19 protein-coding genes are annotated in these 17,706 nt (G+C 59.0%); 17 read left to right on the forward strand and 2 right to left on the reverse strand.

The features are described from left to right. Window positions 1–8: 8 nt before the first annotated feature. Window positions 9–545 (reverse strand): FHA domain-containing protein, encoded by a 537-nt coding sequence (locus tag V7M64_RS00300; RefSeq protein ID WP_333676205.1) that lies wholly within the window; start codon window positions 543–545, stop codon window positions 9–11. Window positions 546–1,023: 478 nt separating this feature from the next. Between V7M64_RS00300 and V7M64_RS00305 the strand changes: the two genes are divergently transcribed. Further along, complete coding sequence (locus V7M64_RS00305; protein ID WP_333676206.1) at window positions 1,024–1,248, forward strand: hypothetical protein; 225 nt, start codon at window positions 1,024–1,026, stop codon at window positions 1,246–1,248. 16 nt (window positions 1,249–1,264) lie between these two features. On the opposite strand, the gene V7M64_RS00310 is transcribed toward V7M64_RS00305, so the two are convergent. After that, complete coding sequence (locus V7M64_RS00310) at window positions 1,265–1,681, reverse strand: nuclear transport factor 2 family protein (protein ID WP_333676207.1); 417 nt, start codon at window positions 1,679–1,681, stop codon at window positions 1,265–1,267. 299 nt (window positions 1,682–1,980) lie between these two features. Here V7M64_RS00310 and V7M64_RS00315 point away from each other — a divergent pair, with 299 nt between their 5' ends. The 16 genes from V7M64_RS00315 to V7M64_RS00390 all read left to right on the forward strand — a co-directional run bounded on the left by V7M64_RS00315 (window position 1,981) and on the right by V7M64_RS00390 (window position 17,668). Beyond that, window positions 1,981–2,433: a glycoside hydrolase family protein gene (locus tag V7M64_RS00315; RefSeq protein WP_333676208.1), complete on the forward strand. Its 453-nt coding sequence runs from the start codon at window positions 1,981–1,983 to the stop codon at window positions 2,431–2,433. Continuing rightward, on the forward strand, window positions 2,430–2,996 hold the full coding sequence (locus tag V7M64_RS00320) for a hypothetical protein (RefSeq protein WP_333676210.1): 567 nt from the start codon (window positions 2,430–2,432) through the stop codon (window positions 2,994–2,996). The genes V7M64_RS00315 and V7M64_RS00320 overlap by 4 nt, the downstream gene beginning before the upstream one ends. Before the next feature lie 405 nt (window positions 2,997–3,401). Next, window positions 3,402–3,905 (forward strand): type VI secretion system contractile sheath small subunit, encoded by a 504-nt coding sequence (gene tssB / locus V7M64_RS00325; protein ID WP_333676212.1) that lies wholly within the window; start codon window positions 3,402–3,404, stop codon window positions 3,903–3,905. 6 nt (window positions 3,906–3,911) lie between these two features. After that, complete coding sequence (gene tssC, locus V7M64_RS00330) at window positions 3,912–5,405, forward strand: type VI secretion system contractile sheath large subunit (RefSeq protein ID WP_333676213.1); 1,494 nt, start codon at window positions 3,912–3,914, stop codon at window positions 5,403–5,405. 92 nt (window positions 5,406–5,497) lie between these two features. Further along, the gene (locus tag V7M64_RS00335) at window positions 5,498–6,001 is read left to right on the forward strand and encodes a type VI secretion system tube protein Hcp (protein WP_333676215.1); all 504 of its coding nucleotides are present in this window, start codon (window positions 5,498–5,500) and stop codon (window positions 5,999–6,001) included. A gap of 139 nt (window positions 6,002–6,140) precedes the next feature. Then, complete coding sequence (locus tag V7M64_RS00340) at window positions 6,141–6,929, forward strand: type VI secretion system accessory protein TagJ (RefSeq protein WP_333676217.1); 789 nt, start codon at window positions 6,141–6,143, stop codon at window positions 6,927–6,929. A 6-nt stretch (window positions 6,930–6,935) separates the two neighbouring features. Beyond that, window positions 6,936–7,433, forward strand: a complete 498-nt coding sequence (gene tssE / locus V7M64_RS00345; protein ID WP_333676219.1) for a type VI secretion system baseplate subunit TssE — start codon at window positions 6,936–6,938, stop codon at window positions 7,431–7,433. A gap of 256 nt (window positions 7,434–7,689) precedes the next feature. Then, window positions 7,690–9,573 carry a type VI secretion system baseplate subunit TssF gene (gene tssF / locus V7M64_RS00350; RefSeq protein ID WP_333676222.1) on the forward strand — a complete coding sequence of 628 codons (1,884 nt, stop codon included), beginning with the start codon at window positions 7,690–7,692 and terminating at the stop codon, window positions 9,571–9,573. Beyond that, complete coding sequence (gene tssG, locus V7M64_RS00355; RefSeq protein ID WP_333676223.1) at window positions 9,537–10,574, forward strand: type VI secretion system baseplate subunit TssG; 1,038 nt, start codon at window positions 9,537–9,539, stop codon at window positions 10,572–10,574. The genes tssF and tssG overlap by 37 nt, the downstream gene beginning before the upstream one ends. Before the next feature lie 255 nt (window positions 10,575–10,829). Then, window positions 10,830–11,282 (forward strand): hypothetical protein, encoded by a 453-nt coding sequence (locus V7M64_RS00360; protein ID WP_333676224.1) that lies wholly within the window; start codon window positions 10,830–10,832, stop codon window positions 11,280–11,282. Window positions 11,283–11,292: 10 nt separating this feature from the next. After that, window positions 11,293–11,514 carry a hypothetical protein gene (locus V7M64_RS00365; protein ID WP_333676226.1) on the forward strand — a complete coding sequence of 74 codons (222 nt, stop codon included), beginning with the start codon at window positions 11,293–11,295 and terminating at the stop codon, window positions 11,512–11,514. A 140-nt stretch (window positions 11,515–11,654) separates the two neighbouring features. Next, window positions 11,655–14,390 (forward strand): type VI secretion system ATPase TssH, encoded by a 2,736-nt coding sequence (gene tssH, locus V7M64_RS00370; protein ID WP_333676227.1) that lies wholly within the window; start codon window positions 11,655–11,657, stop codon window positions 14,388–14,390. A gap of 169 nt (window positions 14,391–14,559) precedes the next feature. Further along, a complete protein-coding gene (locus V7M64_RS00375; protein ID WP_333676228.1) occupies window positions 14,560–15,213 on the forward strand; it encodes a hypothetical protein in 654 nt (217 codons plus the stop codon). 175 nt (window positions 15,214–15,388) lie between these two features. Next, on the forward strand, window positions 15,389–16,150 hold the full coding sequence (locus V7M64_RS00380) for a hypothetical protein (protein WP_333676229.1): 762 nt from the start codon (window positions 15,389–15,391) through the stop codon (window positions 16,148–16,150). 119 nt (window positions 16,151–16,269) lie between these two features. Then, entirely contained in the window at window positions 16,270–17,160 is an 891-nt protein-coding gene (locus V7M64_RS00385; RefSeq protein WP_333676231.1) for a hypothetical protein, read from the forward strand. A gap of 61 nt (window positions 17,161–17,221) precedes the next feature. After that, the gene (locus V7M64_RS00390; RefSeq protein WP_333676232.1) at window positions 17,222–17,668 is read left to right on the forward strand and encodes a hypothetical protein; all 447 of its coding nucleotides are present in this window, start codon (window positions 17,222–17,224) and stop codon (window positions 17,666–17,668) included. Window positions 17,669–17,706: the final 38 nt, after the last annotated feature.

Consider the following 17,706-nt stretch of genomic DNA (forward strand, 5'->3'; position numbering starts at 1 on the left):
TGGCTGGGCTAAAACCGAAACGCCCACCACGCCACGCCGGCCAGCACCAGCAATCCCAACACCGCCCCGACGGTGTAGCCGATCACGCGTCGTCGCTTGGGCGTGCTTTGCTCGTGCGTCAAAAAGCTGAATTCGGCTTGGCCGAAGCGCAGCCGGTCGCCATGCACCAGCACGCTTTCGTGGATGCGCTTGTCGTTGACGAACGTGCCATTGGTGGAAAGCGTGTTCATCAGCGTGTAGTGACCGTGCTGGTTGACGATCCATGCATGCGTCGCCGATACGCTGGGATCGTTGATCACGATGTCGTTGTCGACGCGGCGTCCGATCGTTTGGCGGCCCTGGCGCAAGGTGAAGCGCTGCCCCTTGAGCGAGCCCTGTGCACCTTCCAGCACCGGTTCGCGCGAAGTGGCACGGCCATCTGACGCCGGCGCATCTTCCAGCGCCAGCCGTTGCATTTCCGCGGCAGACAGCAACTGCGTGCCCTGCGGGCCCGCGCGAAGCTTGCCGGCCTGGGTAGGCTGCGGCTGGCCAGTGTTCATAGACATTCCAGATCCCCTGTTGCAGGAGAAACTATAGCGAAATCGCCAAGGCTTGGGACACTCGGCAAGCCTGCATGCGCGCCGGTGAAGGATGTGTTGCTGACCGTCGCAGTATTTAACGCGCGCGTGCGGATCGAATGGAAATCATCGGATGCCGCGCCTTGCTGGTTCCTAGGCAGCCCGATGCGGTATCCGATGACGGGCGAGAAAATACCCGAAGGCAGGCGTTGCGCTTAAGAGCTATAAGGGCCCAATGACTGTCGCTTTGGGCCAGACGCGGAAATTAAGAAATGTGCGGGGGTGCACAATTCGCTGCGTAACCCCATGGCCGTCATTCCCGCCTACGAGTCAGGCCAACGTCAGGCAGGCGACTTTACTAAAAATAAACCCGTGAAAGCCTGGTAAATAAACGACGAAACGCGGTAAGTTTCTGTTCCTTCCCGGCATCACCGCCGTGAGTTCCAACTGGTAATGGAAAACGCCTATGCGCAATCGCATCAAGCCCACCATGACCGTCTATCCATGCCGCTTTCGCTCGCAGGCCACGCCCGCCGAGGAGCCGCAGGTGTGGGTTACCTGGGAAGCCATCGAGCGTGAGCATTTCAATCCGAATGGATCGCTTGTTGCCGATTTCTCCCATCCGATCGAAGTCGATCCCTCGCTGGTAAGAGACCATCGCTACAAGCCGGAATTGGACACGGTGACGTGAAGCGTGGCCTGTGCGTTTAACGGTGATATTGGTTTCGCTGCAAGACGCGGAAGCCGAACCATCCCCAGTAAACGCAATGCCGCTCTATGAGCCCCTCATCGTTGATGTCCATCACCTCGGTGAAGTCCATCTGCTCGCCGTGGCCGGCATCGCGTGGGTATTCCCAGATCAGGCGCTTGCCATCGGTCAGATAAGGTGTGCGGTAATACTGCCGCACCGGCGGCTTGCGGTCGGCGAGCATGGCAAACAACGGGCGAAGCTCATCGTGTCCATGCAGCACGCCCTTGTCGCCGCCGAGCAGATGCGGAACGAGCGGGCTCTCGAAGTGAGTGTCGCGTGCGTAGAGCGCGAGCAACGCGTCCGCATCGTTGCGCGACAACGCGTCGTTCCAGTTGAAATACATGCGTTCGATAGGAGTGGATCCGCTAGCCATGAGTGCGACTTCCGGTTTGGCTGGAGGTGGCCGCAAGTTAGCGGGCGCGCTGTTTCGCCAAAGTGATCGGCAAGTGTGAGTCGCGGCAAAACCGTAGGTTGGGGTTCGGCTGTGCCTCACCCCAACCTACATCCAATGAATAAGTCCATTTCCAGGACGCTGGGTACTTGTAATCCCTTTCCGACTGTCTGTAAATTTCGCACCCTACGGTTGAGTGGGGTTCCCCGCGCTCCGTTGCCAAGCATCAGTGATGGTGCTTTGCCGCACGACCTGTGCAGGCCTTATCAGGGATGACCATAGTGACTAAAGAAGAAGCTGATGTCGCTGCGTTTTTAAAGTTTATTCGCTTTGCGGAACATCACAACGATAGCGACGACGTCTATTTCCTGCTGTACGGTGGCAAGCAGCGTTTTCTTGACACCAGCAAGCATCCGAACCAGCGCGTTAAAGCTTGGGGAAAAGAGTCCACGGCGGCTGGCGCGTATCAAATCCTTTATCCCACTTGGTATGAAGCCTGGAAAAAAGGCATCGTGACCGATTTTTCCAAAGCGTCCCAAGACAAGCTGGCCATTGAAAAACTGCGCAGCCGCCATGCATTGGGCTACGTTCAACAGGGCGATATTGACCATGCTATTCCGCTGTTGCGTAACGAATGGACGTCACTGCCAGGCGCTTCGCAATCGAAAATGACCATGGACGGAGCCCGTACGCCGTTTGCCAAATACCTGAGCGAGGTAACAGGCAAACCATGAAGCTGCCATTTTTGCCAATATTTCTTGCCGCCATCCTGGCTGTCGCCTGTGCGCAGGCCAGTCCTCAACGTGCGGCGCCCAAGCAAATGACGGCTACCGGCCACCTGAGCTGTGGTGGCGCGCAACTGATGGCCGAAACGGTGTATCTCGACGTACCGGACCAGGATCTCCAGCCGCTATCGCAACGTATTACCTTGCAGCGGCAGGGGGCGAATGATTCTGTAGCGTTGCATCACGATGGGCGTCCATTACGCCAGCCGTTTCTAAAAGACACCCCTGTTTTGGACGCGGCCGTAAGCAGTTGGACGTGCCTGACGGCTGCCGATGGCAAGGCATACATCTATTTGTTTTACGTGTGCACGGAAAGCGATTTGCGTCCTGATTGCGTGGGCACATCCCGTGAGTGGGGGCGTGTGTTCGACCTGCAAGGTAAGGAGCTCAGCGCGGGATTTCCGCACGATGGACCGCGCACGTCTGCGTTGATGAAGCGGTTGGGTCTTGGGCGTTACGAGGACCGGCCCATGCCACTGCAAAGTATCGACGACTCGGCCAATTTACCATGACAATCATGTTGCAGCTGTGCGCACTCTGCAGAAAGAACTTGCGTCCAATCAAAAGGTTGGTTGCTGAGGCCTATCGGCGCCTAACATTTTTTCACCAGATTTTCACATGTCAATTTGGCGTTGCGAGCCGGCTCAATTGAGCATAAATTTAGATGGGTAACAGGGACCTTCTCTTTCGCGTCGTAACCCGTCCTTTTTGCGGCGGTTGCTACGCGCTCGCTTCGCTACGCAGGCCCACGGGGGAGGGCCGCCGAGCCGCTTTGTTTCACCTTTGAAGCCGGGTGCAATGTTTGCTCCGCCGGGTGACGCACGTCTGTCATGTGGCTGTAAACCGCGCTATCCGGCAGCGGTATTCGAATACAAGCAGTTCCACTGTAGTTGATCCTTATTCCAAGGAGACGTCGTATGGCCAAGCAGAGCAGTCAGAAATTCATCGCGCGAAATCGCGCACCTCGAGTGCAGATCGAATACGACGTCGAGGTTTATGGCGCCCAGAAAAAAGTGCAGGTACCGTTCGTGATGGGCGTGATGTCGGACCTCTCCGGCGCCAACAATGCCGAACTGCCGGCGATCGAAGAGCGCAAGGCGCTGGAAATCGACGTCGACAACTTCGACACCCGCCTGCAGGCGATGAAGCCGCGCGTGAGCTTTGCCGTGCCTAACACCTTGACTGGCGAAGGCAATCTCAGCGTCGACATCACCTTCGAGAGCATGGACGATTTCTCGCCGGCCGCCGTTGCGCGCAGGGTGGCGCCGATCGCCAAGCTGCTCGAGGCACGTACGCAGCTGGCCAACCTCGGCACCTACCTGGATGGCAAAGCCGGCGCCGAAAAGCTGATCGCCCAGGCCATCAACGATCCAGCCCTGCTGCAATCGCTGGCCTCCGCGCCCAAGCCGGAAGGGGAGTAATCGATCATGGCAACCGAAAAACTGGCCGAACAAGGTGGCGCGGTACAAACCGTCGACGCCGGCGACTTTGCTTCGCTGCTCAACAAGGAATTCAAGCCCAAGAGCGACCGTGCGCGCGAGGAAGTGGAATCGGCGGTGCGCACGCTGGCCGAGCAGGTGTTGAACAAGGCGGACATCGTTTCCGATGACGTCACCCAGACCATCAACGCCTATATCGCCGAGCTGGATCGCAAGATCAGCGAGCAGCTCAACCTGGTCATGCATCATGCGGATTTCCAGAAGCTGGAAAGCGCCTGGCGCGGCCTGCATTACCTGGTCAACAACACGGAAACGGATCAGCTGTTGAAGATCCGCGTGTTCAACATCTCCAAGAAGGAACTGGGCAAGACGCTGAAGCGCTACAAAGGCACGGCGTGGGACCAGAGCCCGATCTTCAAGAAAGTCTACGAAGAAGAATACGGCCAGCTGGGCGGCGAGCCTTATGGCTGCCTGGTCGGCGACTACTACTTCGATCACAGCCCGCAGGATGTCGAGATGCTGGGCGGCATTGCCCAGGTCGCCGCGGCCGCGCACGCACCGTTCATCAGCGCCGCCAACTCCACCCTGATGGGCATGGACAACTGGAACGAGCTGGCCAACCCGCGCGACCTGGCAAAGATCTTCTCCACGCCCGATTACGCTTCCTGGCGTTCGCTGCGCGAATCGGATGACGCCAAGTACCTCGGCCTGACCATGCCGCGCACGCTGGCGCGCCTGCCGTACGGCGCCAAGACCAACCCGGTGGACGAGTTCGATTTCGAAGAAGACACCACCGGCGCCGACTCGTCCAAGTACACCTGGCAGAACGCGGCTTACGCGATGGCGGTGAACATCAACCGCTCGTTCAAGGAATACGGCTGGTGCTCGCGCATCCGCGGCATTGAATCCGGCGGGGCGGTAGAAGGCCTGCCGGTGCACACCTTCCCGACCGACGACGGCGGCGTGGACATGAAGTGCCCCACCGAAATCGCCATCACCGACCGGCGCTCGGCGGAACTGGACAAGATGGGCCTGATGCCGCTGGTCCACCGCAAGAATTCCGACATGGCCGCCTTTATCAGCGCACAGTCGCTGGCCAAGCCGGAGGAATACGACAACCCCGACGCCACCGCCAACGCGGCGTTGGCTGCGCGCCTGCCGTACATGTTCGCCTGCTGCCGTTTCGCGCATTACCTGAAGTGCATCGTGCGCGACAAGATCGGTTCGTTCAGCAGCCGCGAATCGGTGGAGAAGTGGCTCAGCAACTGGATCAGCCAGTACATCGACGGCGACCCGGACAACTCCAGCGAAGAAACCAAGGCGCGCAAGCCGCTTTCCGCCGCGGAAGTGGTGGTCGAGGAGGTCGAAGGCGCGCCCGGCTATTACACCTCCAAGTTTTACCTCAAGCCGCACTACCAGCTTGAGGGTTTGACCGTGTCGTTGCGCCTGGTCTCGCGTCTGCCGTCGGCGGCGAAGGCTTGAATCAGGAAGTAGTGCAGTAAAAGGAGCCGCCAGTGCGGCGGTAGCCCTCATCAATCAGACCATCATCAATCAGAGCAGCGAGGAGAGGATTTATGGCATTCGACATGCATATCAAGTTTGAAGGCGGCAGCGTGGCGGTCAAGGGCGCTTCCAACCACAAGAAGCACAAAGGTGAAGTGCCGATCCTGGCGTGGTCGTGGGGCGTGAGCAACACCGGCGACCTGCACACCGGCGCAGGCTCGGCCAGCGGCGGCAAGGCGCACGTGCAGGATATTTCGGTCACCAAGTACGTGGACGGTTGCTCCAACGCGCTGTTGCAGGCTTGCGCCACCGGCGCACGCATCGAAAAGGCCACGCTGTACGTGACCAACGCCACCGGCGAGCAGACCGACTTCCTCACCATCGAGCTGAGCGAAGGCGTGCTGGTCACCTCCGTGTCCACCGGAGGCAGCGGCGGCGAAGATCGCCTCACCGAGAACGTCACGCTGCACTTCGGCAAGTTCAAGTACTCCTTCCAGCCGCAGGACGACAAGGGCGGCAAGGACGGCGGCACGAAGGACTTCACCTTCGACATGCAACAGGTCGCCAAGGGCTGAGTCTGATGCCTGCGTTGCAGGCACCCATGCAATGCGAGGAACGGCCTCCTCCCCTGCGTGCAGGGGAGGAGCCATGTTCGTCATTCCGGCGTTCGCCGGAATGGCGGGAGCGGGTTGGCGGAACGCAGGGGCTTAGGACATGACTCCCGAAAACATGCTCAAAGAAGGCCGCCTCGACGAGGCGCTGCAAGGCCTGACCGCGCAGGTGCGCGGCAATCCGGCCGACGCCAAGGCACGCGTGTTCCTGTTTCAGCTGCTGTCGCTGCTGGGGCAGTGGGAGCGTGCGCAAACGCAGTTGAAGGTGAGTGGCGAGCTGGATGCCGGCAACACCTTGATGGTAGAAGCGTACAGCCGCGCCTTGCAGGGCGAGTTGAAGCGCGCGCACGTCATAAACGGCGAGCAGCTGCCGACGGTGATCGGCGAGCCGGCGCAATGGCTGGCGCTGCTGCTGCAATCGCTGCAGCTGATTGGCCAAGGGCATGTCGCACAGGCCGTGGCATTGCGCGAGCAGGCCTTTGAGCAGGCCCAGGCGGTAAGCGGCAACATCGACGGCACGCCGTTCGAATGGCTGGCCGATGCGGACCCGCGTTTTGGCCCCTGCCTGGAAGTCGTCGTCAACGGTGGGTATGCATGGGTGCCGTATGCGCGCATCCGCCAATTGAAATTCGACCCACCCACCGACCTGCGCGACAAAGTGTGGGCACCGGTACAGATCACCTGGAACAACGGCGGCGAAGCAGTCGGCTTCGTGCCGTGCCGCTACCCGAATTCAGAACGTGCCGCCGACAGCGATGTGGTGCTGGCGCGCAAGACCGAGTGGATCGATCTCGGCGACGAGTGCTTCGTCGGCTCCGGCCAGCGCATGCTGGCGACGGATGCGGGCGAGTACCCGCTGCTGGACATCCGCACCATCACCTTCGACGCCTGATAGCTCATGGCCGAGCTCACCACCCAGGAACGCCTGCAGCCGTCGCTGCTGGACCGGCTGGCCGATGACGAGCCGGCCAAAGCCGAGGAAAGTCGCGAAAAACGCGTGATTTCCGCCTCGCGCCTGCGCGATTGCGTGGCCCGCGATATCTCGTGGCTGCTCAACTGCGTGAATCTCGGCATTGATGAGGAGCTGGCCGATTATCCGGAGGTAGCGCGCTCGGTAGTCAATTTCGGCATTCCCGATCTCACCGGCGTGGCCGTATCGGGCGTCGACGCGAAGGTGCTGCAGCGCCAGATCCGCGAAGCCATTCTTACGTTCGAACCACGCCTCACGTCGAACACCTTGCGCGTCCTCGTCAATGCCGATCTCAAGCACATGGATCGCCAGTCGCTCACCTTCAATATCGAATCGGAAATGTGGGCACAGCCGATTCCGCTGAATCTTTACCTCAAGACCGAAGTGGACCTGGAAACAGGCAAATTCAATGTTTCGGATGGCTAGGGCTACGAGGGCTCTGATGCAGGTATTTCCATCATCGCCAAAGACCGCTCCCTCCCCTGTTTGCAGGAGAGGGCTAGGGTGGGGTACGAGCGCAGCGAGCCGTGGGAGCGTTGAAACCATCCTGAAGCGAATCGTCATTCCTCGCTCCTCAAAGCCGAGCACATCCATGTGCTCTCCCCGCGTGCCGGCCTTCACCGGAGTGACGAAGCTGGAGCTCCCGGCAGCCGTTGCATCCTTAAGTTCGGAGCGTTAATCCATGGACCCGCGACTGCTGCGCTACTACAACCGCGAGCTGCAACACGTCCGGGAAATGGGCGCGGAATTCGCACGCGAATATCCCAAGATTGCCGGCCGCCTCGGCATGGAAGGTTTCGAGTGCGCCGATCCGTACGTGGAACGCTTGCTGGAAGGTTTTGCCTTTCTGGCTGCACGCATCCAGCTGAAGCTCGACGCGCAGTATCCAGTGTTCACCCAGCACCTGATGGAGATGATCTATCCGCACTACCTGTCGCCGATTCCGTCGATGGCCGTGGTGCAGTTGAATCCCGACACCAAAGAAAGCGCACTGGCCACCGGCCATACCGTCGCGCGCAACACCGCCTTGCGCAGCCTGATCAGCAACGACGACCGCACCGCCTGCGAATACCGTACCGCGCACGACGTGACCCTGTGGCCGCTGGAACTGGTCGAGGCCAAGTACTTTGAAACGCCAGCCGCCATTGCGGCAGCCAGCGTGCCGATTCCCGCCGGCAAGACCGTGCGTGCGGGCTTGCGGTTGAAATTCGTGATCACCGCCGGTGCACAGGCCAACATGCTGGCGCTGGACGAGCTGCCGATCTTCATTGCCGGCGCCGACGAATTGCCCAAGCGCCTGTACGAGCAACTGCTCGGCAACGCGCAGGGTTTCGTGGTGCGTATGCCCGGCCCCAGCGGCATGCTGGTCGAACACTTCGATGCATCGGCGATTCGGGACAAGGGTTTCGCCGACGACGAGGCCCTGCTGCCGTATTCGGATCGGTCGTTCAGCGGTTACCGCCTGCTGCAGGAATATTTCGCCTGCCCGGAGCGCTTCCTGTTCGCCGTGTTTACCGGCTTGAAACAGGTGCTCGGACGTTCGCAGGCCACCGAATTCGACATCACCGTTTTCTTCGACCGCAGCGTCAGCCGGCTGCACAACGCCGTCGATACCGGCAATTTCCGGCTGTTCTGCACACCGGCCATCAATCTGTTTCCGCGCCGCGCCGACCGCATCCATCTGCAACAAGGTAAGACCGAATACCACGTGCTGGCCGACCGCACGCGGCCGATGGATTTTGAAGTGCACAGCATGAGCCAGGTGGAAGGCTTTGGCGATCGCGCGGAACCCGAGCAGAGCTTTCAACCGTTCTACGGTTGCGACGAGCGCGTGTGGCATAGCGGCAGTGCCGCTTTCTACACGCTGCGCCGCGAACCGCGCCTGTTGTCAGCACGGCAGAAATTGCATGGCGCGCGTTCCAGCTACGTGGGCAGCGAAGTATTCATGTCGCTGGTGGATGCCAACGACGCACCGTATTCCACCAGGCTGCGGCAGGTCGGCATGATGCTGATGTGCACCAATCGCGACCTGCCGTTGCAGATGCCGGTGGGCAAGTCGCGTACCGACTTCACGCTGGAAACCGGCGCGCCGATCACCTCCATCCGCTGCGTCGCCGGCCCCACCAAGCCGCGTGCACCGACGGCGAATGGCGAAACCGCGTGGCGCCTGCTTAGCCATCTGCAGCTCAACTATGTGTCGCTGCTCGGCGACAGCGGCGAGGAAGGCGCCGCGGCGCTGCGCGAAATGCTGACCTTGTATTGCGATGAATTCGACGCCAGCGCACGCCGCCAGATCGAAGGCGTCAAGGCCGTCGGCTGCCAACCGGTGGTCAGGCGTATTCCGGTACCGGGACCGATCGCTTTCGGGCGCGGCCTGGAAATCACATTGACCTGCGATGACGGTGCTTTCGAAGGCACGGGGGCCTTCCTGCTCGGCTCGGTGATGCGGCATTTCTTTGCGCGCTATGTCTCGGTGAACTCCTTCACCGAAACCGTGCTGCGCACCCTGGAACGCAACGAGGTAGCGCGATGGCCGGCCCGACTCGGCAAACGCCAGATCCTGTAGCGCACGACCGTGTAGCGCTTGAGCAGGCGCTGCGCGATCAGCCGGAGCTCTTCGAATTTTTCGAAGCGCTGCGCCGGTTCGAATGCGCCTATCCGGAGCGGCCGCGTTTTGGGCGCTCCACCAAACCGGCGGAAGATCCCGTGCGCCTATGCCAGACGCCATCGCTGGCGTTCGCACCGCGCACGGTGGATCGCTTCGAACCACAAGCCGATGGCAAGCCGCCGCGCATGTATGGCTTGTTCTTCGGCCTGTTCGGCCCGAATGCGCCGTTGCCGCTGCATCTCACCGAATACGCGCTGGACCGCAAGCTCAACGCGCGCGATGGCACCTTCATCGCGTTTGCGGACATCTTCCATCACCGCATGCTGAGCCTGTTCTATCGCGTGTGGGCCGATGCGCAGCCGACCATCCAGCTCGATCGCCCCGGCGAAGACCGCTTCAGTCTTTACATGGGCGCGCTGGTGGGATTGTCCACCGCCAACCTGCAAAGCCGCGATGCACTGCCGGACCGCTACAAGCATTTCTTTGCCGGACGCCTGCTGGCGCAGGCCCGCAATGCGGAAGGCTTGAAACATCTGCTGGAGCATTTCTTCGGCGTTCCGGTCAGCGTGATCGAATTCACCACCGAGTGGATGCGCTTGCCGGCTTCCGCGCATTTGCGCCTGGGCCAATCGCGCGACGTCGCGGGCCTGGGCTCCACCGCGGTGATCGGCGAATACGTATGGGGTGCGCAACAACGCTTCCGCCTGCGTCTTGGCCCCTTGACGCGCTCGCAGTTCAACAACTTCCTGCCGGGTGGTGAAGCGCTGCGCCAGTTGATGGCGGCGGTGAAAACGTACGTCGGCGAGGAAAAAGCGTGGGACGTGCAACTCGTGCTCAAGCACGAAGAGATACCGACCACGCGCATGGGGCAGACCGGACGGATGGGGTTGACCACGTGGCTGGGGCAACCGCAACGCAAGGCGGATAACGATGATGTGGTGTTGAGGCCGGTGGGATGAAATCCATGCGCATACCAATCCCATTTCGAAGCAGGCTGTCATTCCGGCGAAGGCCGGAATCCAGTGAAGCACGTCGTGCGAAGCACACAAAATCTTTGTGTCGTGTGCTGCGCACGCCACTTTTGACTGGATTCCGGCCTTCGCCGGAATGACGACAAGGCGACGTAGGCTGGGATGAAGTCCCGGCTGCTTTGACAGATGCAAGCGCTGGAGTCGCTATGCCAGCGGTGGACTATCAAAATGAAAGGAGATCGTATGTCAACCTGTCCAGCAGATCTTTGGCGAGCGGCCCACACGAGCGACTTTCCACATGGCCCGATCGTAGACGGCGAGCCAGCCGAAGGCATCCTCCATCCGACTTTTGAGCGCAAGCTGATCGGCACGCTTCCCAATGGGAAACCGAAATACCGTAAGCCTGATATCAAGATCAGCGATGACGATGGGAAGGTGAGGCCGGGCGCTGGTACTTCGCTGTTTGACAAAGAAAAGGTATTCAAAGGGAACGCTTGGCGTTCTTTCTATATACCCAAGGACACGCTGGTTGATCCGAATTTGGCTATTACCGGCCCGGACTACAACGAAGTTTTTGATGCCAACCATTATCAAATAGAGCCAGCCAAGCCGATGTTTCCCGACGTATATAAGGGAGCGTTGGACAACTTCGCCAGAGCCGCCGTGGCGAAGGCCTGTGAACTGGCTCGTAGTTAAAGGTCGAATCATGGCAATAAGTATTCACACGCTGACGATGTGCGTCCTTGCAGTCGATGCGAAGGTCAAGGAATTGCAAGAGCAAATAGAAGTTGCGGAGGATCCGGAAATTTCGCACTTGGAAGAGGAGTTGCTTTCCTACTCCAAGGCAAAAATGGAGCTGAAGCGACTTTACATCGAGGAGCAGAAGACCTCTAAGAATCTGCTTCCTTATGAAGATCTTCTGGAATGAATCGGTTGGGATGAAAATCCCAGCTGCTTTAACGGATGTCTGGTGCTGGGATTGTCATCCCAGCCTACGGTCAAGGTGAAGTCGGTGAGCTGGTTCGAAATCGCGCGGTGCGCGTATCAAAAATTTCAGGGGTAGTCGTCATGGCAGAAATCAGTCGCAGTGCACTGTTTGGCAAGCTCAACAAATTGGCCTACCGCGGTATCGAAAGCGCCACGGTGTTCTGCAAGCTCCGGGGCAACCCCTACGTCGAACTGGTGCATTGGATCCACCAGGTCCTGCAACTGCAGGACTCGGACCTGCACCGCATCGTCAAGCAGTTCAATCTCAACCCGTCCAACCTTGCGCGCGACGTTACCGATGCATTGGATCGCCTGCCGCGCGGTTCCAGCAGCATTTCGGACCTTTCCAGCGATGTGGAAGAAGCCGTTGAGCGGGCCTGGGTCTTCGCCACCTTGATGTTCGGTGAAGCGCAAGTGCGCACGGGCTATCTCATCTTTGGCGCCATGCGCACGCGCAACCTGCGCAACACGCTGCTCAGCATCTCCAAGGAGTTCGAGAAGATCAAGCCGGAAACCCTGGCGGAGAAATTCGCCGAAGTGGTGAGCGGCTCGCCGGAAGATGGCCAGAACGCCAACGATGGATTCCGCCTCGGCAGCGCTGCAGTACCCGGTGAAGCCAGTGGCGCCATGCCGCCGGCGCAGATGGGCAAGCAGGAAGCGCTGCGCCAGTTCACGGTGGACCTGACCGAGCAAGCGCGCAACGGCAAGATCGATCCCATCGTTGGGCGCGATGAGGAAATCCGCCAGGTGGTCGACATCCTGATGCGCCGCCGCCAGAACAACCCGATGCTGGTCGGCGAAGCCGGCGTGGGCAAGACCGCCGTGGTGGAAGGCTTCGCCTTGCGCATCGCCGCCGGCGACGTACCGCCGCCATTGAAAGACGTGGCACTGCGCACCCTCGACGTCGGCCTGTTGCAAGCAGGCGCCAGCATGAAAGGCGAATTCGAAAATCGCCTGCGCCAGGTGATCGAGGAAGTGCAGTCCTCGCCCAAGCCGATCATTCTTTTTATCGACGAAGCACATACCTTGGTCGGTGCTGGCGGCGCGGCTGGTACCGGCGACGCCGCCAACTTGCTCAAGCCAGCACTGGCGCGTGGCAACCTGCGCACGGTCGGAGCCACCACCTGGGCCGAATATAAAAAACATATCGAGAAAGATCCGGCGCTCACGCGCCGCTTCCAGACCGTGCAAGTGGACGAGCCCAGCGAAGATAAGGGCATCCTGATGATGCGCGGCGTCGCCAGCGTGATGGAAAAGCATCATCGCGTGCAGATCCTCGACGAAGCACTCGAAGCTGCGGTGAAGCTCTCGCATCGCTACATCCCCGCACGGCAATTGCCGGATAAAGCCGTGAGCTTGCTCGATACCGCTTGCGCACGCGTCGCCATCAGCCAGCACGCCGTGCCGCCGGAAGTGGACGATACGCGCAAGCGCATCCAGGCATTGGAAACGGAACTGGCCATCATCGCCCGCGAAAAGACCGTTGGCGTGAACGTGACCGAGCGCGAAGCCGCCGCCAACGAGAAGCTTGCCGAGCAAAAAACGCGGCTGGAAAAACTCGAAACCAACTGGCAAGCCGAGAAAGTACTGGTCGAAAAGATCCTCGCCATCCGCGCCAGGCTGCGCGGCGATCATTCGCCGGTGGAAGGCACCGGCAGCAAGCTGGAAAAAGCGGCAGAGGCCGAAGCCGCGGCCGACAACGTATCACCTGAACTCAGCGATTCAGAACGCGCCGGCCTGCTCGAGGAACTGCATGGATTGCAGGCCCAACTGGCCGAACTGCAAGGCGAACATCCGCTGATTCTGCCCACGGTCGACTACACCGCCGTCGGTTCCGTCGTGGCGGATTGGACCGGCATCCCTGTCGGCCGCATGGTGAAGAGCGAGCTGGAAACCGTGATGAACCTGGCCAAGCTCATGAGCCAGCGCGTGATCGGCCAGAACCACGCGATGGAGATGATTGCCAAGCGCATCCAGACCTCCCGCGCCGGCCTCGACAATCCGAACAAGCCGATCGGCGTGTTCATGCTCGCTGGCACCTCTGGTGTCGGCAAAACCGAGACCGCGCTGGCACTCGCCGAGGCGTTGTACGGCGGCGAACAAAACCTCATCACCATCAACATGAGCGAGTTCCAGGAAGCGCACACCGTTTCCACGCTCAAAGGCGCACCTCCCGGTTATGTCGGCTATGGCGAAGGCGGCGTGCTCACCGAAGCCGTACGCCGCAAGCCGTACAGCGTCGTGCTGCTGGATGAAGTGGAGAAGGCGCATCCTGACGTGCACGAAATCTTCTTCCAGGTGTTCGACAAGGGCGTAATGGAAGACGGCGAAGGCCGCCAGATCGATTTCAAGAACACCCTGATCCTGCTCACCACCAATGCCGGCACTGATTTGATCGCCAGCCTGTGCAAGGACCCCGACCTGATGCCCGATCCCGACGGCATGGCGAAGGCGCTGCGCGAGCCACTGCTGAAAATATTCCCGCCGGCCTTGCTTGGCCGCCTGGTGACGATTCCGTATTACCCGCTGAGCGAGACGATGCTGGGCGAGATCGTGAAGCTGCAATTGGGCCGCATCAAGAAGCGCATCGAGGCGCGTTACAAGATTCCGTTCGAGTACAACGACGACGTGGTGAAGCTGGTGGTGAGTCGTTGCACCGAGAGCGAGTCGGGTGGGCGCATGATCGACGCGATTTTGACCAACACGATGTTGCCGGATGTTTCCCGAGAATTCCTCAATCGCATGATCGCCGGTATGCCCGTAACTGGTGTGAAGGTTGGTACCGGCGAAGCAGGGTTTTCGTATGCATTAGGATGATACGCCTGATCAAGCGCGAGTCCGACGCGCTCTCGGTCATGCACCACATTCATCTCTTTAAGAGTGAGAGGCAAGCGGCACACCTGACTATTTGCGAGTTCTTGGTCGCGTATAAGCGGTGGTTACCGGAACAGCCTGGTCACTTTTTAGCACCCGCATGGAGGACGACATGGCATATCAATGTAAAGGCTGTGACGAGACAGTCGATGTCTCCGTCAAGCCAAAAACTTGTCCCAAATGCCAACAAAAATTCAAAGGATGGACGCTCGTCGTTTCAAGTCCTGCTGTTGAAGCGAGGGAGACCTCCAGCGTGCCTGAATGGGATGGCGCAGCTACTGTCGCGCTCACGACGGCCAATCTTGTTACTGGCCAGACGCTCGATGCTCTCGGAGGACAACATGGATTCCCCTCGGCGACGTGCCTCAATGCGCTGTATGCGGCCATTGAGGTTCCCAAAGGGGGCAAGCTCGCTAAAAGTATTTACTTCAACGCATTTGCTGCCAATTACGACAAAGATACGGCGAAGCTGACAGGAAAGGTGAGCATAGCCACAAATACTCCTTACACCATCAATAGCACTGCCTCGCAATGTGCTGAGCGTGGCCTCTGGAAAAGCGTCGGAACGAGCTTGACTGGCGTGACCCTGCTGGGCATTGGCCAAACTACGCGTCCCTGCCTGCTATGTTGCGCCCGCTTCAGTGCCCTTGCAGCCAGCAAAGGTGTCACGATCATGATTTATTTCGAAAAGAAATACGATGCTCTGCCTGGCAATACATGGCTGTTGTTTCCTCCAACGGTAGGAACGGCGGGTTATACGAGTTGATGGCGCGCGAAGAATTTGAGGTCTTCGGAGGTGAGAACTCTTTAAAAAAAAACTGGCCTCTCCAAGTGGCGGTTTTTGCTGTGAGTCTTTCCAGGTCAGTGCTGACGGCAGATGGCTGGGTGTTTTTCACGCTTCCTTGGTTCCGACTTGAATCAAACGTCTGGAGGGTGGGCATATGGCTGCCGTTTGGGTGAATTGTGTTGAATGTGGAGACCGTTACCTCAGTTATGCGGAGCACCGATGCGACGGGCGAAAGCCCAGGTCTCTTGTCTCGACCGCGTTTACCAGCAAGGTGAAGCAGCTTGCCTCGAGCTGTTTCGGGGTAGAGGAAAAGCAGTTTTTGCTGAAGGAACATACGAGCTTGGGGTTTGCGCTAAGCGCCACTACGCAGATCCTGGAGCGGGGTTCGATCTACGATTCGACTCTGAAGTCCGTTCCCGAAGATCTGGACGAGCATAGGAAGACGCAGCTGCTTGGCCTTCAGGTAGGAACCAAGGGGCTTACCGTCCACGACGATAGCCACGGCACGATCGTCCATCTGCTGCAAACTCAGAACAGGGTGGATGAGATGCAAGGCACCTACGTTCACGAAGCCATGCATGCCTACTCGCACGACGATTTCAAGGAGCAATTCGGCAAGGATCTCGATGAAGGGACTACCGAATTTTTCGCACGGGAAATCATGGGGAAAATTGATCCTGATCTGCTAGGCAAGCGAAATAGGGTCTACAACCACGAACACGCCTTGGCAGTGACATTCGTGGACACGTTTGGCAAGAAAGATGTGATCGATGCTTACTTTCGCGGCGACAAGCGCATCATTGGACTGGCTGGAGCTGGTTTGCGGGCCAAACCGTTGATGTCCGAGTGGAGAAGATACAAGGCGGCGATGGGTAGAGAGACCGATCCTCCTTTCTTCCAGGTGCTCGGCGCATAAGCAAAACATGGTGCTGCGGCGCTTGCCGCTCGTCGTGTTGGAAAAGCGCAGGCTCTTGTTACCTGTTGTTTTGTAATTTTGACAAAGATCGATGGCCGACTTGATCGAGGAGAAAAGGCATGGGGCGGAGTTTGCGGGCGCGCAAAAAAGTGGACTACGCAGGAATTCTCCACAAATACGACAAGCACTCTTTCGTTTCGACCAAGAAACCGAAGACCAAAGTCATCAGGATCAACGCTGCCAATGGGCGGGCTCTCGCAGCGCCTGTTCTTACGTCATGGCCATTTCTGGGCATGCATCAGGACGTCACGTATCATGACGATCTGAACAATACCTTTGGCTGGAACCTGAGGACAACAAACGAAATCTACCTGCCGTTCGCATGGCTGGATGTGCATGGCCAAGCGGTATGGCAAGGCCTTGAACAGGAGGTTGCAGGATTGGGCGGCGACGCGGTCGCGTGCCAGCACTTCGATCAGATCGCTACCGACATGCGTCAGTTGCTGGCCAATACGCGCATCACCGAATGCGTCGGTGAAGCGGCTGCCGCAATCTATGTGCTCGAGCGGCATCCCGGCCTCCAGATGATATGGGGCTACCATGTTCATTCCGGCACGGGCATAGATCAGATCTGGGAAATTCCGAATCAATCAGGGGGTACGGACTTTCTGATCGTCGAGGCGAAAGGGCCCGGCGCGAACCTGAATTTCTCGGTATTCGTGCCGCCTGGATATAGCCAGATGGAAGAAGGGTGGATAGCGAACCACTTATACAGCATGAGTCAGAACAACCATGCCGCCGGCCTGAAGATTGTCAATGCGTTAGGCCTGCAATTTGTAAATGCGTATCCCAATTATCAGGGCGCCACCAAAAGCTACTATGGTTTGGCAGGGACGAGCAGGCATAAGCAGTCCGCTTCCCGCGTGTACGGAACAGTGGTCCAGGCGCAGTGGCTTTCTGACGGGCGCCTCGGTTACAGCGCCAGCCCTGTGGTTCAATATTTCACCTGATGCGGGACTTGGGGCCGGAGTATTTAGTCATAACTTGAAGCGCTAACGGCAAGGGGGACTTATGAGGCTGAGCGAAGGCCAGACGGGTGCATGTCATGCTGGAGGCGAAGATATCGTGTATCCGGAGATCAACACTTGCATGACCTTGACCGTGGTCTATAAGGACCCCGCGTATGTGATTGGCGGTCATTTTTCACGGCCAGTGGCGGGCATGCAGAGTGTTGCGCCGCTTCAGGTCGTGCAGAACATGCGCTCCAAGCAGGCCCTGATCGGAACGGTCTCGTCGATATTCCTGATCGGGGCAAGGAGCGTTTGGGGCGCTACGGAGATGCAGCCGATTTACGCTTTTATCGGCGAGTTGGACGGAGAGTTCGACAAGTTGCAGGAATTCGATACGACGAGTTGGCAAAGCGTCAACATCACATTTGGATACCTGGGGAATATCGTGGTGGCGCCAACGGCGAGTGGTCACGTTGGGCAAGGGCAGCCGCCCACGCAGTGGCCGTAGCTATTCGGTGACATGACGGGCGAAGCCATTTATAGAGG

The organism is Dyella sp., from assembly GCF_036746095.1.
GTDB lineage: Bacteria > Pseudomonadota > Gammaproteobacteria > Xanthomonadales > Rhodanobacteraceae > Dyella_B.